This window comes from Paenibacillus sp. Y5S-9 (genome assembly GCF_036894235.1).
GTDB lineage: Bacteria > Bacillota > Bacilli > Paenibacillales > Paenibacillaceae > Paenibacillus.
Window position 1 is genome coordinate 6,081,854 of record NZ_CP145887.1, and the last position, 18,882, is coordinate 6,100,735.

Annotated in this window: 21 protein-coding genes and 1 other annotated feature; of the genes, 1 reads left to right on the forward strand and 20 read right to left on the reverse strand. The window is 46.6% G+C overall.

Translation table 11 applies throughout. The features are described 5' to 3' along the window. Positions 1-4: 4 nt before the first annotated feature. The 19 genes from rpoB to V6669_RS26950 form a co-directional block, all read right to left on the reverse strand. On the reverse strand, positions 5-3,550 hold the full coding sequence (gene rpoB, locus V6669_RS26860; protein ID WP_091039164.1) for a DNA-directed RNA polymerase subunit beta: 3,546 nt from the start codon (positions 3,548-3,550) through the stop codon (positions 5-7). Positions 3,551-3,944: 394 nt separating this feature from the next. Continuing rightward, positions 3,945-4,565 (reverse strand): class I SAM-dependent methyltransferase, encoded by a 621-nt coding sequence (locus tag V6669_RS26865; protein WP_338588648.1) that lies wholly within the window; start codon positions 4,563-4,565, stop codon positions 3,945-3,947. A 96-nt stretch (positions 4,566-4,661) separates the two neighbouring features. After that, positions 4,662-5,021 (reverse strand): 50S ribosomal protein L7/L12, encoded by a 360-nt coding sequence (gene rplL, locus V6669_RS26870; protein ID WP_062836176.1) that lies wholly within the window; start codon positions 5,019-5,021, stop codon positions 4,662-4,664. Between the two features lie 73 nt (positions 5,022-5,094). Beyond that, on the reverse strand, positions 5,095-5,598 hold the full coding sequence (gene rplJ / locus V6669_RS26875; protein ID WP_017692064.1) for a 50S ribosomal protein L10: 504 nt from the start codon (positions 5,596-5,598) through the stop codon (positions 5,095-5,097). A gap of 23 nt (positions 5,599-5,621) precedes the next feature. Then, positions 5,622-5,769: a sequence feature (ribosomal protein L10 leader region), on the reverse strand. A 68-nt stretch (positions 5,770-5,837) separates the two neighbouring features. Beyond that, entirely contained in the window at positions 5,838-6,530 is a 693-nt protein-coding gene (rplA, locus tag V6669_RS26880; RefSeq protein ID WP_017692063.1) for a 50S ribosomal protein L1, read from the reverse strand. A gap of 94 nt (positions 6,531-6,624) precedes the next feature. Beyond that, positions 6,625-7,050 (reverse strand): 50S ribosomal protein L11, encoded by a 426-nt coding sequence (rplK, locus tag V6669_RS26885; RefSeq protein WP_017692062.1) that lies wholly within the window; start codon positions 7,048-7,050, stop codon positions 6,625-6,627. A 68-nt stretch (positions 7,051-7,118) separates the two neighbouring features. Further along, positions 7,119-7,652: a transcription termination/antitermination protein NusG gene (gene nusG, locus V6669_RS26890; protein WP_024633599.1), complete on the reverse strand. Its 534-nt coding sequence runs from the start codon at positions 7,650-7,652 to the stop codon at positions 7,119-7,121. A gap of 21 nt (positions 7,653-7,673) precedes the next feature. Further along, the gene (secE, locus tag V6669_RS26895; protein ID WP_017692060.1) at positions 7,674-7,865 is read right to left on the reverse strand and encodes a preprotein translocase subunit SecE; all 192 of its coding nucleotides are present in this window, start codon (positions 7,863-7,865) and stop codon (positions 7,674-7,676) included. Positions 7,866-7,882: 17 nt separating this feature from the next. Further along, positions 7,883-8,032, reverse strand: coding sequence for a 50S ribosomal protein L33 (rpmG, locus tag V6669_RS26900; RefSeq protein ID WP_072735843.1), 150 nt, complete (start codon positions 8,030-8,032; stop codon positions 7,883-7,885). A gap of 305 nt (positions 8,033-8,337) precedes the next feature. Further along, positions 8,338-8,982 (reverse strand): RNA polymerase sporulation sigma factor SigH, encoded by a 645-nt coding sequence (gene sigH, locus V6669_RS26905; RefSeq protein ID WP_017692059.1) that lies wholly within the window; start codon positions 8,980-8,982, stop codon positions 8,338-8,340. Between the two features lie 171 nt (positions 8,983-9,153). Continuing rightward, positions 9,154-9,675 (reverse strand): NYN domain-containing protein, encoded by a 522-nt coding sequence (locus V6669_RS26910; RefSeq protein WP_338588649.1) that lies wholly within the window; start codon positions 9,673-9,675, stop codon positions 9,154-9,156. Between the two features lie 5 nt (positions 9,676-9,680). Beyond that, complete coding sequence (gene rlmB / locus V6669_RS26915) at positions 9,681-10,427, reverse strand: 23S rRNA (guanosine(2251)-2'-O)-methyltransferase RlmB (protein WP_017692057.1); 747 nt, start codon at positions 10,425-10,427, stop codon at positions 9,681-9,683. A 43-nt stretch (positions 10,428-10,470) separates the two neighbouring features. After that, positions 10,471-10,950 (reverse strand): ribonuclease III domain-containing protein, encoded by a 480-nt coding sequence (locus V6669_RS26920; RefSeq protein ID WP_017692056.1) that lies wholly within the window; start codon positions 10,948-10,950, stop codon positions 10,471-10,473. Beyond that, positions 10,947-12,347 carry a cysteine--tRNA ligase gene (gene cysS / locus V6669_RS26925; protein WP_338595054.1) on the reverse strand — a complete coding sequence of 467 codons (1,401 nt, stop codon included), beginning with the start codon at positions 12,345-12,347 and terminating at the stop codon, positions 10,947-10,949. The genes V6669_RS26920 and cysS overlap by 4 nt, the downstream gene beginning before the upstream one ends. A gap of 42 nt (positions 12,348-12,389) precedes the next feature. Continuing rightward, on the reverse strand, positions 12,390-13,049 hold the full coding sequence (gene cysE, locus V6669_RS26930) for a serine O-acetyltransferase (protein WP_307415963.1): 660 nt from the start codon (positions 13,047-13,049) through the stop codon (positions 12,390-12,392). 536 nt (positions 13,050-13,585) lie between these two features. Then, on the reverse strand, positions 13,586-15,043 hold the full coding sequence (gene gltX / locus V6669_RS26935; protein ID WP_338588650.1) for a glutamate--tRNA ligase: 1,458 nt from the start codon (positions 15,041-15,043) through the stop codon (positions 13,586-13,588). 33 nt (positions 15,044-15,076) lie between these two features. Continuing rightward, positions 15,077-15,553, reverse strand: coding sequence for a 2-C-methyl-D-erythritol 2,4-cyclodiphosphate synthase (ispF, locus tag V6669_RS26940; protein WP_017692052.1), 477 nt, complete (start codon positions 15,551-15,553; stop codon positions 15,077-15,079). After that, positions 15,550-16,245 (reverse strand): 2-C-methyl-D-erythritol 4-phosphate cytidylyltransferase, encoded by a 696-nt coding sequence (ispD, locus tag V6669_RS26945; RefSeq protein WP_338588651.1) that lies wholly within the window; start codon positions 16,243-16,245, stop codon positions 15,550-15,552. The genes ispF and ispD overlap by 4 nt, the downstream gene beginning before the upstream one ends. 82 nt (positions 16,246-16,327) lie before the next feature. Then, complete coding sequence (locus V6669_RS26950) at positions 16,328-17,413, reverse strand: PIN/TRAM domain-containing protein (RefSeq protein ID WP_338588652.1); 1,086 nt, start codon at positions 17,411-17,413, stop codon at positions 16,328-16,330. Positions 17,414-17,586: 173 nt separating this feature from the next. On the opposite strand from V6669_RS26950, the gene V6669_RS26955 reads away from it, so the two are divergent. Then, positions 17,587-17,982 (forward strand): hypothetical protein, encoded by a 396-nt coding sequence (locus tag V6669_RS26955; RefSeq protein WP_017692049.1) that lies wholly within the window; start codon positions 17,587-17,589, stop codon positions 17,980-17,982. A gap of 126 nt (positions 17,983-18,108) precedes the next feature. Here V6669_RS26955 and pssA read toward each other — a convergent pair whose 3' ends face one another. After that, positions 18,109-18,840, reverse strand: coding sequence for a CDP-diacylglycerol--serine O-phosphatidyltransferase (pssA, locus tag V6669_RS26960; protein WP_338588653.1), 732 nt, complete (start codon positions 18,838-18,840; stop codon positions 18,109-18,111). Positions 18,841-18,882 lie beyond the last annotated feature (42 nt).

Genomic DNA, 18,882 nt, shown 5'->3' on the forward strand with positions numbered 1-18,882 from the left:
CGGTTTATTCCGCTCCGACCTCTGTACCCTCAAGGTTGAGGCTGAGCTTATCGCTCGCAGCGTCATCTTCATCGTCCATTTCTCTCATTTCAATCTCTTGCTCATCTTCGCTCAAAATCTTAACGTCCATACCCAAGCTTTGCAGCTCTTTGATCAATACTTTGAATGATTCAGGAACACCTGGTTCCGGAACATTCTCACCTTTGACAATGGATTCATACGTTTTAACCCGACCAACAACGTCATCGGATTTAACAGTCAAGATTTCTTGCAGTGTATAAGCAGCACCGTATGCCTCAAGCGCCCATACTTCCATCTCCCCGAAACGCTGTCCACCAAATTGGGCTTTACCACCCAATGGCTGTTGCGTAACAAGTGAGTAAGGACCCGTGGAACGGGCATGGATTTTATCATCAACCATGTGTGCCAATTTGATCATGTGCATGACACCTACGGTAACTTCACGTTCAAACTCTTCACCTGTACGACCATCATACAGGACAGTTTTACCATTACGTTGCATACCTGCTTCTTCCATCGTATCGAAGACGTCATACTCCTTCGCTCCGTCGAATACAGGAGTTGCTACGTGAATACCCAGTTGCATCGCGGCCATACCCAAGTGAACCTCGAGCACTTGACCGATATTCATCCGGGAAGGTACGCCCAGTGGGTTAAGAACGATCTGAACTGGTGTACCGTCTGGCAGGAAAGGCATATCTTCTTCCGGCAAGATGCGGGCCACGACCCCTTTGTTACCGTGACGTCCGGCCATTTTATCACCCTCGGAAATTTTCCGTTTTTGAGCGATATATACACGAACGAGTTGGTTAACACCTGGAGGCAGTTCATCACCGTTTTCACGGGTAAATACTTTCACGTCTACTACGATACCGTCAGTACCATGTGGTACACGCAAGGAAGTATCACGTACTTCACGTGCTTTCTCACCAAAGATTGCATGCAAGAGACGTTCTTCTGCTGTCAGCTCTGTTACACCCTTAGGTGTTACTTTACCAACCAGAATGTCGCCAGCACTGATCTCAGCACCGATGCGGATAATACCGCGCTCATCCAAGTTACGCAACGCTTCTTCCCCAACGTTAGGGATATCACGTGTGATCTCTTCAGGTCCAAGCTTGGTATCACGTGCTTCTGACTCATACTCCTCGATATGGATGGATGTGTATACATCTTCCTTAACGAGTTTTTCACTGAGCAAGATCGCATCCTCGTAGTTGTAACCTTCCCAAGTCATGAAGGCAACAACAACGTTACGTCCCAGAGCCAATTCACCCATTTCCGTTGAAGGACCATCAGCGAGGATATCGCCAGCTTTGACAGCAGCACCTCTTTTGACAATCGGACGCTGGTTAATGCATGTTCCTTGGTTCGAACGCATAAATTTGTGTAATTTATATTTAACGATATCGCCTTTAACTTCCTGACCGTCCACTTCTTCAACACGACGGAGCCAAATTTCGTTCGCAGAAGAACGTTCAATAATTCCGTCATAATCGGAGACAATACATACACCAGAATCTTTTGCAGCTTTGTGCTCCATACCTGTTCCTACAAGTGGTGCTTTAGGAATCAAGAGTGGAACCGCCTGCCGCTGCATGTTAGATCCCATGAGTGCACGGTTGGAGTCATCGTTCTCAAGGAACGGGATCAGCGCTGTAGCGACGGATACAACCTGTTTAGGAGATACGTCCATGTAGTCAACTCGCTCACTCGGCATCGTAAGAATGTTATCCGACTGTTTGTTGTAACGTACAATGATCGCTTCTTCTTCAAATGTACCGTCTTCGTTCAACTTTGCATTCGCTTGCGCGATAACATAGTTGTCCTCTTCGTCCGCTGTCAGGTAATCAATTTGCTCGGTTACAATACCTGTCTTCGGATCAACCCAACGATATGGAGCTTCAATGAAGCCATATTCATTCACACGGGCGAACGTAGACAAGGAGTTGATCAAACCGATGTTTGGTCCCTCTGGAGTCTCGATTGGACACATACGGCCATAGTGTGATGGATGGACGTCACGCACTTCCATACCTGCACGCTCACGCGTCAAACCACCGGGTCCGAGTGCGGACAAACGACGTTTATGTGTCAACTCACCCAGTGGGTTCGTTTGATCCATAAACTGTGACAACTGAGAGCTACCAAAGAACTCTTTAATCGATGCAATAACAGGACGTATGTTGATCAAAGCCTGTGGTGTAATTACGTTAGCATCTTGAATGGACATTCTCTCACGAACCACACGCTCCATACGGGACAAACCGATACGGAACTGGTTCTGCAGGAGTTCACCCACCGAACGCAAACGACGGTTACCCAGATGATCGATATCATCCGTGCTACCAATTCCCTGCAGAAGGTTAAGGAAATAACTGATGGACGAAATAATATCCGCCGGTGTCACGTTTTTAACGGACTTGTCAATGTTTGCATTGGCAATCAGTTTGACCACTTTACCATCTTCAGTTGGTGAGAACACATCAATCGTTTGCATAGGGATATCATTGGCATCCAAAACGCCGTTACCCACGTGATAAGTGCGGAATCCAACGCTTTTCTCCAGATACGGCATGATTTCATCCAACAAACGACGATCAACCATTTGACCTGCTTCAGCAATGATTTCACCTGTCTCAGCGTCAACAAGTGACTCAGCCAAGCGCTGGTTAAACAAACGGTTTTTGATGTGAAGTTTTTTATTCATTTTGTAACGACCTACATTAGCCAGGTCATAACGTTTTGGATCAAAGAAACGTGCTACGAGCAAGCTTTTCGCATTATCCAGCGTTGGCGGCTCGCCCGGACGAAGACGCTCATAGATCTCAATGAGTGCTTTCTCCGTGGAATCCGTGTTGTCTTTGTCCAGTGTGTTGCGGATATATTCGTCATTACCGAGCAGATCCAGAATCTCAGCATCTGTGCCAAAACCAAGTGAACGCAGGAGAACCGTAACCGGTATTTTACGTGTACGGTCGATCCGGACGTAAACAACATCCTTCGCGTCCATCTCCAGTTCCAACCAAGCGCCGCGGTTAGGAATAACTGTAGCGGTATACGTTTTTTTGGCGTTTTTATCTACTTTGGTACTGAAGTAAACGCTAGGAGAGCGAACCAACTGGCTGACAATAACCCGTTCCGCACCATTAATAATAAATGTGCCCGTGTTGGTCATCAGCGGGAAATCTCCCATGAATACTTCCTGCTCTTTGACTTCGCCGGTTTCCTTATTAATGAGCCGGACTTTGACCCGAAGCGGTGCTGCATACGTAACGTCACGCTCTTTCGCGTCGTCTACTGTATACTTCGGTTCACCGAGACTGTAATCGATAAATTCCAAAATCAAGTTACCTGTAAAATCCTGGATCGGCGAGATATCCTGGAACATTTCGCGCAACCCTTCCTCCAAAAACCAATCATAAGATTTTTGTTGGATTTCAATCAGGTTCGGAACTTCGAGTATCTCGTTAATTCGTGCATAACTGCGCCGAGTGCGTCGACCATATTGAACAAGATGTCCTGCCAACTTAAACTCACCCCTCAATGTCTACTCACTTTAAAAATTTCGTTGCGAACCTCTGTTTGTAACCTTATAATGGTACACATACAGAGCAAAGCAATGCATCCACAAATAAAGAAAAGCCCTTACTCGAAATGTCGTTCGAAAAAAGAGCAACTTTGATCGGCGGATGTCTTTCCAAATCATTCTTATCCCCAGTTTGCCCAAAATGTACATATTATACGCCAAACGTAGGCATAATAAGCCCGTTCGGCGTAAAAAAAGGTTGACATTTTTAGTTAGCTAAAGCCAAGTAGGGCATCTTAATACTGACATTTTACAACTATACCACGACCTGAATTTCAAGTCAATAGTCCTATTGCAAAAAAAATGATCCCCTGCTTACTTTACAAACTTGGATTCAGCTTTTAGTAGATACCTCTTCCGATTTCACCGCTTTGAAAATCCGATAGCCTTTATCCTTCGTCACTTCTTCCACTCTTCCAAACAAAGATTCCAATTTTGCTTGCGCTGACGGAGCCCCTTGTTTCTTCTGAATGACAATCCACAACGAACCGCCTACCTTCAGATGGCGATGTGCCTGTTCGAAAATAGTATGAACCGTCTCTTTCCCAGCCCGTATAGGCGGATTGGTTAGGATAACGTCAAAATCTTGCTTTTTTACTTCAGCCAGTAGATTACTTTGTAATACCGTAACATTGTTAATTCCGTTCGCTTTTGCATTTTCCCTGGAAAGTTCAACGGCTCTCTCGTTGATATCGATCATGGTGACATGCCCATCCGGTACAAGTTTGGCTGCTGTAAGACCCATTGGCCCATATCCACAACCCACATCGAGAACATGAGCCCCTGATGGCAACTCTATCGCATCAATCAATACTCTGCTGCCATAATCGATTCCGTTTTTGGAAAACACACCGGCATCCGTCACGAATCGCAGACTGAATCCGCGAAGAACCGCTTCAGTTGCTTTGCGATCATGCGCTACTTGCGGTTTGTCCGAATAATAATGATTGGACATGCCCTCACTCACTTTCCATTTACAATTACAGCAACAAACCCCTTGATATAAGTCAAGGGGTTTGTTGTTTTGTTCATCTAGCTTATAAAAGCTAAATTATTTAACTTCGATTGTAGCGCCTGCTTCTTCAAGCTTAGCTTTAACCGCTTCAGCTTCTTCTTTAGCAACTTTTTCTTTCAATGCTTTTGGAGCGTTGTCAACCAGTTCTTTTGCTTCTTTCAGGCCAAGACCTGTGATTTCGCGAACTGCTTTGATAACGTTGATTTTGGAAGCACCAGCGTTAGTCAAGATTACGTCAAACTCGGATTGCTCAGCTTCAGCAGAAGCTACTGCACCTGCAGCAGCTACTGGAGCTGCAGCAGTTACGCCGAATTCTTCTTCGATTGCTTTAACAAGATCATTCAATTCCAGTACAGTCATGCCTTTGATTGCTTCCAAGATTTGCTCTTTACTCATGAGTGAACCTCCATATATAATATTATTTTTTTTGAATTCATTTGCCGCCTAAGCAGCATTCAGATCAAGTTGCTTACGCGCCTTGTTCTTCTTTTTCTGCAACTGCTTTAACCGCAAGCGCGAAGTTGCGCACTGGCGCTTGAAGCACGCTGAGGAGCATGGAGAGAAGTCCATCGCGGGATGGCAGTTCTGCCAATGCCTTAACTTCTTCTACTCCGATTACGCGACCTTCTACGACTGCACCTTTCAATTCCAGTGCATCGTTCTTTTTCGCGAAGTCGTTCAGAATTTTAGCTGGAGCCACAACGTCATCTACGCTGAATGCAATTGCAGTAGGACCTGTAAGAACACTATCGAGTTCTGTCAGTTCTGCTGCTGCAGCTGCACGGCGAAGCAACGAGTTTTTCAGCACTTGGAATTCGATACCTGCTTCACGAAGTTGCTTACGCAACTCAGTTACTTGGGCAACGTTCAATCCGCGATAGTCAACAACAACAGTTGTAACGCTCTCGCGCAATTTTGCTGTTACTGCATCAACGGACTCTTGTTTTGCTTGAATCACTTTTGCGTTTGCCAATCTGTACACCTCCTGATCAAATTTATCCCATTAAGAAAAGCCTCCGTAGAATCACGAAGGCTTGATATATACTCATCATCGATTTGCATCGTTCTAAGTTCTATAATCACACCTCGGCAGGAAATTAAGCCAAATGGCACCTACTGTCTACGGCAAGCATATTCAAATGTCAACGGTCAGTCACTCGGACTCACAACTTTTATATCTTATCAAAAACAGGACAAGCCTGTCAAGAGATATTATCTAAAAGCTGCTGCGTTCACGCGTGCGCCAGGGCCCATCGTGGAAGAAAGACTAACATTCTTCAGATAAACACCTTTTGCTGCCGCTGGTTTAGCACGATTCAGAGCTTCCATGAGAGCTTTGAAGTTCTCATTAAGTTGCTCAGAAGAGAAAGAAGCTTTACCAATCGGTGCATGAATTTGACCTGCACGATCCAGACGATATTCGATTTTACCGGCTTTAATTTCTTGAACAGCCTTAGTTACATCGAAAGTTACCGTTCCGGCTTTAGGGTTAGGCATCAGACCTTTACCGCCGAGCAGTCGGCCCAATTTACCTACTTCACTCATCATATCTGGTGTCGCTACGCAGACGTCGAATTCGAACCAGCCTTGTTGGATTTTGTTGATCATGTCTGCATCACCAACATAGTCCGCGCCAGCCGCTTCCGCTTCTTTCGCTTTGTCACCTTTTGCAAATACCAATACGCGTTGTGTTTTACCTGTGCCGTGTGGCAAGACAACAACACCACGTACAGCCTGGTCTTGCTTACGAGGGTCTACGCCCAAACGAACTGCTGCTTCGATTGTTTCATCGAATTTTGCAGTAGCTGCCTTTTTCACAAGCTCTACAGCTTCTGAAGGCTCGTAAGTTGCTTCGCTGTCAATCAGCTTAGCAGCTTCCAGGTATTTTTTACCGTGTTTAGCCATGTTTTATTCCTCCTTTGTGGTGTTAGCGGATATACCTCCCACATCAACCGGTCGCGAATCGACCGGTTTTACGAAGCCATGTTTCTTATGAAAATTAGTCTTCGATGGTGATACCCATGCTGCGGGCAGTACCTTCGACCATACGCATAGCGGACTCAACGTCTGCTGCATTCAGGTCAGGCATTTTTGTTTCTGCGATTTGACGTACCGCATCACGTTTAACAGTAGCAACTTTTTTCTTGTTCGGTTCGCCGGATCCTTTTTCAACTTTAGCTGCCACTTTCAACAGAACTGCTGCTGGTGGAGTTTTAGTGATGAAAGTAAAGGAACGGTCCTCGAATACAGAAATTTCAACTGGAATAATCAATCCCGCTTGATCAGCTGTACGAGCATTGAATTCTTTACAGAATGCCATGATGTTGACACCTGCTTGACCCAAAGCTGGACCTACTGGTGGTGCTGGGTTTGCTTTACCTGCTGGAATCTGCAGTTTTACCATTTTAATAACTTTTTTCGCCATGATTGACACCTCCTTGCAAAATAGTGGTTAACGGGTTTTTCAACCCTCCCACAAGAAACTTGAAGAGACTATATCTTCTCCACTTGTGTGTATTCCAACTCAAGCGGTGTTTCCCGTCCAAACATGTTCACGTGCACTTTCAACTTGCTTTTGTCTACCAAAATTTCTTCCACGGAGCCTACGAAATTCGCAAAAGGACCGACTTTAATACGTACGGATTCCTTAATATCGAACTCAATTTTCGGCTTAGGTTCAACCATACCCATGTGCTTCAGAATTTGTTCCACTTCTTCAGGCAACAAAGCAGTTGGTTTGGACCCAGAACCTGTCGAACCGACAAATCCTGTAACACCTGGTGTGTTGCGCACAACGTACCAAGAGTCATCCGTCTGTACCATTTCCACCAAGACATAACCGGGGTAAACTTTACGCATAACGGTTTTTTTCTTACCGTCCTTGTTTACCACTTCTTCTTCCATAGGAACAAGAACGCGGAATATCTTGTCTTCCATGCCCATAGACTCGACGCGTTTTTCCAAATTGGCCTTGACCTTGTTCTCATACCCTGAATAGGTATGAACGACGTACCATCTTTTTTCCATATCAAGCCACCGGAACCCTTCTTAAATAATCGCTTCGATCACAAAGGAGATGCCAATGTCAATGACCCAAAAAAACAGCGTCATAACCACAACAGTACCAAGTACGATCAATGTGTAGTTGGTCAGCTCTTTACGATTAGGCCAGCGAACTTTTTTAAGTTCAGCCCAGCTTTCTGAGAAAAAGGAAATCAGAGATTTGAAACTTCGTTTCACGCCGACACCTCCAAAAACTATCTGGTTTCGCGATGAGAAGTCTGCTCGTTACAAAACTTGCAAAATTTCTTCATCTCCATGCGGTCGGGGTGATTACGCTTGTTTTTTGTCGTAGTGTAATTTCTTTGTTTGCAGTTAGTACAAGCCAAAGTAATAATTACCCGCATGATGTACACCTCCCGAAGACTTCCACATTCAAGCAGAGTCTCTAAATTGATCCTGAAAAAAAGCCATAAATTTAGGCCTACCTAAAACACTTTATCACAAGGGTATAACCATGTCAATGAAAGAATAGCCTTTCATTCATTGGGTATTACTTCCGTACAACGTACATTCGTTTCTCATCTCTGTTTTTTCTCTTCTCCTGCATGGACCGAGCGATTACTAGTATAAACATTCTTAGATTTTATAAACTTGAGACACTAAAAAAAGACTCAAACACCGAGCCTTTTCCGTCAACGACAACATGTGTTTAATTATCTCGAACTTCCAGGTACTTTTCAAGTTTGCGCTTGACGCGCTGAAGTGCATTATCAATGGACTTCACATGTCTGTCCAAATCTACTGCAATCTCTTGATAAGATCTCCCGTCCAGATACAACATCAATACTTTACGTTCCAGATCACTCAGAATCTCGGACATTTTATCTTCCAGGCCCACAAACTCTTCCTGATTGATGATAAGTTCTTCCGGATCACTGACCTGGGTTCCACAAATCACATCGAGTAACGTACGATCAGACTCTTCGTCATAAATAGGCTTGTCCAGAGATACATAAGAATTAAGCGGAATATGCTTCTGACGTGTTGCTGTCTTAATCGCCGTGATGATCTGTCTTGTAATACACAGTTCGGCAAAAGCCTTGAACGAAGCCAGCTTGTCCCCTTTGAAATCTCGAATGGATTTGTAGAGGCCAATCATTCCTTCTTGAATAATATCTTCCCGGTCTGCCCCAATCAGAAAATAAGATCTTGCCTTGGCGCGTACAAAGTTACGATATTTGTTAATTAGAAACTCTAACGCTTCGCTTTCGCCTTCACGGAAAGCTTCGACAATGTCTTCGTCACTTTGGTAATCATACTTGGATAACATGATATCTTTGAGGTCGACACTCACAGACAATCCCTCCGGCTGCAACGCAAGGTACCCCGTTACTCTACTCTATGAAATATAGGATCAGTATATATGATGGTACCTCACACCGTCAACCACGCTCTGCCTAAAAAAGAACATCAATAACATAAATGTCAAGAGTTTCAATATTCTAAATTTTGTAAAAACGTGCTGTTATTCCCGGCGCCATCGCTCAAACTCTTTTAATACATCCGGGCTCAACTTGCCCCCAAGTGTGTTACGCGTGGCCTTCGCCTGATCTTCTTCCAGTCGTTTTTTTAATTCTTTTTCGTTCTGCTCAACTTCAATTAGCAACTCCCTTGCAGATACACGTAGCGCTCCCTGTCCAAAAATGACATGTTGCTCTACCATATCGCTCGTAGCCACATAGATTTGGCGTCTTCGCATGCTTAGTTCCCGAACGAGTCTCTCAATGCATTCGTCTGCCGTCTCTTTTTCCTTTGTAAAATAGATCTGCACTTTGCTCTGAGTAAAGGATTTACCGAGTCCAGGCACGAGGTAGGCGTCAAACACAACAATGACTCGCCGGCCGGAGAAAGCCTGGTAGTCTGCAAGACGAAAGAGAAGCCTGTTACGTGCCTCTTCGAGCCCACTTTCCGCCAGTTTGGTTAATTCCGGCCAGTCGCCAATCATGTTGTACCCGTCTACAAGAAGCACATCACGGGAATCAGCCATACCTTCTATTCCTGCGCTTGACGCGAGCGGAGCACTTCGTACATGACAACCCCGGCTGCCACGGAAGCATTCAGGGAATTAATCTGACCTTGCATTGGTAGTTTGATCAGCACATCGCATTTCTCACGAATAAGTCGTCCCATTCCCTTGTTCTCATTTCCGATTACCAATGCCACAGGGCCAGTAAAGACTCCATTACCAAAGACACCTTCGTGAGCCGTGACATCTGTCCCTACAACCCATACACCTTCCTCTTTGAGGCGATCAATGGTCTGACCAAGATTACTTACACGAGCCACCGGCACGTACTCCACAGCGCCTGCTGATGTTTTGGATACTGTCACGGTTACCGCTGCCGAGCGACGTTTGGGTACAATGACGCCATGCGCACCCGTGCAATCTGCTGTCCGCAAAATGGACCCCAGGTTATGAGGATCTTCAATCTCATCCAGCAGAATCAGGAAAGGATGCTCATTCTTCGCTTTTGCTGCGGCAAGAATGTCTTCTACCTCCACATAAGCGTAAGGTGCTGCTTGAGCAACTACCCCCTGATGCTGAATGCCTGGTACCGTTTGGTCCAGCTTACGCTTGTCCACGTGTTGAATGACAATACCTAGTTTTTTAGCTTCCGAGATAATAGGTTGAGTCAGATGTTTCTGTGCTGTATCGGCAATCCATATTTTATTAATGGTCCGGCCTGAACGCAGCGCCTCCGTCACGGAGTGTTTACCGGCGATCCATTCTTCTTCCATCGTTGTTCGATCCTCTCTGTAATGCGTTGTTTTGTTGAAATTTCTATTTTTTTGTCGGCGATGGCGATTGTTGTTCCGCGTGCTCAATGCCAAGCCCGATCAGTTCAATCATGCGATCATGATGACCACTGCTATAGAGGTAACCAATGAGACATTCAAAAGCCGTAGCATGTCTGTACTCCAATACATCTGCATTTTTGGGTACACTACCCGACTTAGCATTCCGCCCTTGCCGGACGATATCCCGTTCTTCCTCTGTCAGTTCATCCTCAATCGTTGTAAGTATGCGGCTCTGTGCCTTCGCTGATACCAACCCGGTTGCACTACGGTGCAAATGATTGGGACGCATGTTGGCCTTCGACAACAGATATTGACGAACAGCTACCTCATATACCGCATCACCAATATAGGCCAGTGCGATAGGTGGAATCAACCTCGCAGGTCTGGAAGGAGGATACGGGAACCATCCTCCCTCTGTGACCTGCTCCTGTTGTTTTGGTGTATTTGGATGTCCTTCGCTCATTTGCGCCGCCATCTCATTCCCTGCGCCGTATCTTCAAGCAGAATGCCACGTGCAGACAATTCATCGCGAATTTCATCCGCTCTTGCCCAGTTTTTGAACTTGCGTGCTTCTACACGCTCTTCAATCAGACGTTCTACTTCCTCATCCAGAAGTTCTGGCTCTGCGTCAGTATAGATTCGCAGTACCGCATTCAGTTCATTGAACAATTCGAGGAGCGCACGAATGTCAGCCGCATTGACTACTTCTTGCTGCAGCAGTTGGTTGGCTTCCCCTGCCCACTCAAACATAGCTGTAATCGCATCAGGAGTATTGAAATCATCCTGCATCTTCTCGTGATACTGCTGACGAATTTGGTCGAGTCTTGCCGCAAACTCTGCTGTGATATCATGATCAACAGTTACTGCATTCAGACGATGGTTCAGGTTACCTACCGCATTTGCAATCCGGTCCACACTGTTCTGTGCCTGCTCCATCGTATCATCCGTGAAGTTCAATGGGTTGCGATAATGGGTAGACAACATGAAATAACGAATCGCTTCGCGTTTATATTGATTCCGCAAGTCTTTAACAAGAACACCATTACCGAGTGATTTTGACATCTTCTCGTTATCAATCCGGATGAATCCATTATGCATCCAGTAGTTCGCAAGTGGTTTACCTGTTAATACCTCGGATTGGGCGCATTCGCACTCATGGTGCGGGAATTGTAGATCCTGTCCACCCCCGTGAATGTCCAGTGTATCCCCAAGGTACTCCCTAGCCATGGCGGAGCACTCAATATGCCAACCTGGTCGACCATCGCCCCAAGGACTGGACCAATAGATCTCACCGGGTTTGGCAGCCTTCCAGAGCACAAAATCTTCGGGATGCTCTTTGCGCTCATCCACACCCACACGGATTCCGAATTGCAGCTCCTGCAGGTTTTGTTTCGAAAGTTTGCCATATTCGCTGAATTTGCCTGTACGATAATAAACGTCACCGCCATTTTCATACGCAAATCCTTTTTCAACGAGCTCATGGATAAAATCAATGATCAGCGGCATGTTTTCCGTTACTCTCGGGTTGCTGCTCGCCTTAGGAATACCCAATCCCTCAAGGTCTTCATAGTAAGCCGCAATAAACTTCTCCGCGACATGAGGGACGTCTGTTCCAAGTTGTTCTGCTTTGCGAATCAGCTTATCGTCCACATCCGTGAAGTTCACCACATAGTTCACATCATGTCCTGTCTGTTCCAGGTATCCACGAACGGTGTCGAAAAAGATAACCGGGCGTGCATTCCCGATGTGAATGTAGTCATATACCGTTGGTCCGCAAACATACATTTTCACTTTCCCTGGCTCTTGGGGAACAAATTCCTCTTTGGTACGACTCATCGTATTATAAATCTGAAGCGTCATGGTCACTTATCCTTTCATCCTATACTGCCTTTATTTATTGTATCACGTATCACGCACAGTCTCATTTTCACGGGCATTTTGCAGTGTACGTACTTCTTCCTGCAATCGTTCGAGTTCTTTTTGCATACTGCGCAAGGAGTCAACGACCGGATCGGGCAATTGCTGACTGAGGCGATCTACCCGTCGGCCATCCTGTTTAACAATTCTGCCCGGTATACCTACCACGGTACTATTGGAAGGGACCTCCTTAAGCACTACAGAGTTCGCACCAATGTTACATTGATCCCCCACGCTAAATGAACCCAGCACCTTGGCTCCGGATGAGATAACCACATTATTACCAATGGTCGGATGTCTCTTCCCTTTTTCTTTCCCTGTTCCGCCCAGGGTAACCCCCTGATAGATAACGACATCATCGCCAATCTCACATGTTTCTCCAATAACGACGCCCATTCCGTGGTCAATAAACAACCGATTTCCGATCGTAGCTCCAGGATGTATCTCGATCCCTGTCATAAAACGGCTAACCTGCGAAATGAACCTGGCAACCGAGAACCATCTTCGCTTGTATAAAAAATGAGCGATCCGGTGTGCCCATATCGCATGCAGCCCTGAGTAGGTGAATACCACTTCAAACCAACCTCGGGCTGCCGGATCGTTTTCAAACACCGCCTGGATATCTGATCTGATCTTCTTGAACATGCTCGTTCCCCTCTTGTTCAGGTTCCCGTCCTCCGGCTTACCGGACGGCGCGTTCCTTGGTAGTGTACTGCACACTCGCCTAAACAAAAAAACGCCCCTGCAGCATTTAGCTGCAGAGGCGTTTATCGCGGTCCCACTCTGCTCGGTTCATTCTTAAATAGAATAAGCCCTCAAGCGGTTTGGTAACGGAAACCAATCGTCACAACCTATCCTAACGTTTTCCTATGTCATGATCGACAAAGGCGGGGCTGGATTCGGCTGTGCAGCTCACGGGCGCATTTCGACTGATGGACAGTGGACGGTTCACAGCCACCGCAACCAAAGAAATCTCTTTGGTGCGGGACCATCCTCTCTGAATCTGTCCGGGTCAGTCTACTCCTCCCGATCTTTGCTGTTCTATTAGATAAATCATATCAATTATTCGTTGTGTTGTTATTATAGCGAAAAGGCCTCAGACTGACAACAGCCTCCTACGTAATCCATACATCATAGGACTGTGTTCAGATTCCAAATTAATGGAATATCCTCGATTAAGCTTATTTTACTTGCGCAAGCAAACGCTCGATCACCGTATCACGACCCAGAAGCACGATCGTTTGGTTCAGATCCCGTCCATGCGTCTGTCCAGTCAAGGCTACACGAATTGGCATAAAGAGCTGTTTGCCTTTAAAGCCGGTTTCTTTCTGTACTTCCTTGATCAATGCAGCCATTTTGCTTGGAGTAAACTCTTCGCTCGCCTGTACTTTATCCGCAAATGCCTTCAGTACGGTTGGCACCTGCTCCTCCGCAAGCACGGCTTCTCCTTCACTTTCAAGCTCCAGATTGGAACGGAAGAATACTTCCGACAATTCGACAATATCGGAGGCAGAATTCATTTGCTCCTGGTACAGGTGTACCAGAGTATAAGCCCATTCTTTTTGTTCAACAGACAGCTCGGAAGAAATACGTCCAGCCTTTTGCAGATGCGGAATGGCCATTTCGGCAATACGTTCCGGGTCAGCATGTTTGATATAGTGGTTGTTCAAGTGAGCCAGCTTGTGGGTATCAAATACCGCCGGGCTCTTGGACAGACGTTTCGTATCAAAAATGGAGATCAGCTGCTCTTGCGAGAAGATTTCTTCCTCCCCTTCCGGCGACCAGCCAAGCAGGGAAATGAAGTTAAACATCGCTTCAGGCAAATAGCCGAGCTGATCATACTGCTCAATAAACTGAATGACGGATTCATCCCGTTTACTCAGCTTCTTGTGATTTTCATTCACGATCAGCGTCATATGACCGAATTGCGGTGGCTCCCAGCCAAGCGCTTCATAGATCATCAGTTGACGCGGCGTGTTTGAGATGTGATCTTCCCCACGCAGGACGTGGGAGATCTTCATCAAGTGATCATCCACAGCAACGGCATAGTTGTATGTGGGAATGCCGTCTTTTTTCACAATGACGAAGTCACCGGATTCCTTGCTGTTGAACGAGATTGTACCTTTAACCATGTCATCAAACGTATATGTGCGCTCTTCCGGCACACGGAAACGAATACTCGCTACGCGGCCTTCCGCTTCAAACGCACTAATTTGCTCTGGAGTCAGGTCACGGTGTTTGCCAGAATAACGCGGTGTTTCTCCACGTGCTGACTGTTCCTCGCGCTCTTGCTCCAATTCTTCTTCCGTGCAGAAACAACGGTAAGCCAGACCTTTATCCAGCAATTCCTGCGTATATTTACGATAGAGGTCCAGACGTTCCGTTTGACGGTATGGTCCGTATTCTCCGCCCACGTCAATACTTTCGTCCCACTCGATTCCGAGCCATTTCAGGTATTTCAGTTGGCTTTCTTCACCACCAGCAATATTCCGTTTCACGTCTGTATCTTCAATACGAATAATGAATTTACCGTTATTATGTTTGGCATATAAATAGTTAAACAACGCCGTACGGGCATTCCCGATATGCAGGTGTCCCGTTGGGCTCGGCGCGTAACGCACACGAATTTCCGTGCTCATATGATCCCCTCCGTCACTAATTGATTGATGATATCACACACGTACAAGGCAAACAACGGATTGAGCGGCAATGCCCTCTCCCCGTCCCGGGAATCCCAGTTGCTCTGTCGTTGTTGCTTTCACGTTCACCTGTGTTACATCCGCTTCTAGCGCCTTGGCAATAACCTCAGCCATCTGTGGAATGTAAGGAGCCATCTTCGGCTTTTGGGCAATAATCGTTGAGTCGATATTCCCTAGCTTATACCCGCGATCCTTCACAAGCTGCCATACATGCTCCAGCAATTTCAGGCTGTCGGCATCTTTGAATTCCGGATCGGTATCCGGGAAGTGCTTGCCAATATCTCCAAGTGCCAGCGCACCCAAAATGGCATCACTAATCGCGTGTAACAGCACGTCTGCGTCCGAGTGACCCAGCAGTCCTTTTTCATAAGGAATCGTTACTCCGCCAATAATACACGGGCGTCCCTCTACCAGCTGATGTACATCAAATCCCTGTCCTACACGTATCATCGCTTCTTCTCTCCCCCCAGCAAAAACGCAGCGTATTGCAAATCTTCCGGCGTTGTTAATTTGATATTGGTATAATTGCCTTCCACAACCTTGACCGACATTCCCTGACGTTCAGCCAGCATGGCGTCATCTGTCCCCAGAAATCCGTCCCGCTCGGCTGATTCGTAGGCGGAGAGCAGGGAAGAAAGACGAAAAGCCTGCGGGGTTTGAATGCTCCACAGACTGCTGCGGTCTGGCGTCGCCATAACGACTCCTTCCGCATTCACTTGTTTGATCGTATCCTTCACGGGAACCGCCAGTACAGCTGCTCCACCACCGGATATGGCAGCCGCCATGCATCCCTTGATCTGCTCATGGTTCACAAAAGGACGTACCCCGTCGTGAACGAGAACCCAATCCGTCCCAAGTGCCACAAGGCCTTTATGGACAGAATGTTGTCTCTCTTTCCCTCCGGGGATAACACGGACACGTGAATCCAGTTGGTATTCTTTTACCCAATCCTGGCAGCGTTCAACATCTGCGGCTCCTGTGACCAGCACCATCTCGCGGATCTCGTCCAGCGCAGCAAATACCTCAAGCGTATGTATGAAAACGGGCTTGTCCTGCAGCAACAGAAACTGTTTGCTCTCGGTCGTCCCCATCCGGGTTCCGCGACCTGCTGCCACAATGACAACGCCCCACCCTTTATCCATGCCGCAATCCCTGCCTTGTCTGTCAGTTTATCGTCCAAAGATATACAATATCATTCAACGATACACTACCCATCATACCGCTTTATTGGGCTTTTTCCAACAGTTTAGGCTTGGCAAAAATCATTCGTCCCGCTGAAGTCTGCAACACACTGGTCACCAGCACTTCCATCATCATGCCGATATACTCGCGTCCACCCTCCACAACGATCATTGTGCCATCATCCAGATAAGCTACACCTTGACCATGTTCCTTACCATCCTTGATGATCTGCACCATGATCTCCTCACCTGGCAGAACAACCGGCTTAACCGCATTGGCGAGATCATTAATGTTCAATACAGATACACCCTGGAGTTCGCACACTTTGTTCAGGTTAAAGTCATTGGTGACCACTTTGCCCTGAAGCACTTTAGCCAGTTTAACCAGTTTGCTGTCCACCTCGGAGATTTCCTCGAAATCCCCTTCATAGATGAGGACTTTTACATCGAGTTCCTTCTGGATTTTGTTCAAAATGTCCAGTCCACGCCGTCCTCTGTTCCGCTTGAGCAGATCCGATGAATCGGCAATATGCTGCAGCTCCTCCAGAACAAATTCCGGGATTACGATCGTGCCTTCAATAAATCCGGTTTTGCATATATCAGCGATACGTCCATCGATAATAACACTGGTATCCAGAATTTTATGTTCTTCCATCCGTCTATCCTCGTCCACCTCGGGATGACCCCATCGTCCAGACATCCAGAAGGCCCCCAGATCGTCTTTCTTTGCCATGGCAAGGGTGTAGCCGGAATAAGCACTAATCACCGTCAGCGCCACTTGCAGCACTTCTCCTGCCGTCCCCATCCATCCCACAACAGGGTAGAGCAACAAGGCCACCAGCAATCCTGCAACGGTACCTGCGGCACCTGCCGCCAGTTCGTTCATAGGTACTTTTGCCAATGAATTTATTCCACTATGCAGCCTGTCTGCCATCAATGTTCCACCAATATTACATACAGCCATAAACATTACAGCTCCCAGCAGCGTTGATATACCAGCTCCCAGTAATCCTGCTGACTGAATCCACTCCGCCATCCATGGGACCGATTTTCCTGCCAGATGATATGCCGTGTAGCCGAACCATGCACCGCACAATCCTGTAAAAGTTAAAATGCCTTTTTTCCACATTAGTCCCTGCACCTCCTTCAATGTATCTTGATCTTTATATCCAGTATGATCCAATTCCCGAAATGCTAATCCCATCCGGAAGAACTTTTTGGAAATGTTGCAATCGTCAGTTGAAAGTAGGTAAATTATTGGCATATAATGAATTCAATTCATATCCCGAGGTGAGTGGCAAAATGAGTACGCTAAGTTTACAGGCTTTCCAGGATCAAGTTTCTGAACTGTTGCTGCGTCATCGCAGCCTGATTGATGTACTGTCCAAAACGGGACAAGCCGGAGCGTCTGTTAACCGTGCCGTGTCCAAAGCCATTACCGAATGCGGCTGCATCGAGCTGCACGCCACCAAGCAGAAATATGCCCCGGAGAGCGATATCGCTCAAACCAAGGGCCTGCTGGAAACGCATGTGGAAGGTGAGTTGTGTGAGAACTGCAGAGAGGTCATCAGCTCTGAGCTAGGGCGTAACCTGTTCTACATGTCGGCTCTCTGCAATCTGCTGGACATTAACATGGAAGAGGTCGTAAATCACGAATCACAGAAGTGTTCAACGTTAGGGATGTTTAATCTGTCGTAAGAAGATATGTATGTCGTCCGCAAGGGTTTCTTTTACCGTAAATAGATCTGAATAAACAAAAAGCACGCATTCTCCAGTTCAGGAGAGTACGTGCTTTCTTTGTATACTGTCTGTACCCAAGGCGACTTAACGATCGGAAGGACGGGAAGATTTCTCATCCTTGCGCTTTTTCGCCCGACTACGCGAGGCCGCTGTTCGCACATTATGCTTCATTCCATACAAGGCGTATAACACCAGCGGAATAAAGATTAATTTGGATAACTGTTCCGGGAAAATAACGGCTACGGCTATGGCAAATAACACAACCCATGGTGCAATCCAGATTGCCTTGCGTGGCAAACCGACCTTTTTGAAATTGGGATATTTAAGCGCACTCACCATCAGATACGATAATAGCAACGTAGCAATCATCATGCTAACCGGGCCAATATCCTTATTGAACAAGGAAAGTGTAGCCAGTACCCCGCCGGCTGCCGGAATTGGCAGACCCGTGAAGTACCCGGGGATTCCCGGCCGAACATTAAACCGCGCAAGACGAATGGCTCCACAGATCGGAAAAGCCGCTGTTGCGATCCAGGCGAGGATCGGCATCGAATCTTGAAACGACACCATAAATATGATCAGGGCTGGTGCTGCACCAAAGGAAACCATGTCAGACAAGGAATCAAGTTCCTTGCCGAATTCGCTTTGGGCATTGAGCGCACGTGCCACTCGGCCATCCAGACCATCCAGCAGCATCGCTACAATGACCATAATGGCAGCCAAACTGTAATTTCCATCAATCGCAAGCAAAATTGCCATCATTCCAAGAAACAGATTACCCAGGGTAAAGAGATTCGGAATGAATCTGGTTAGCATCGTTGTTTCACCTCATCCATTTCAAGCCTTTATATAGGCAAA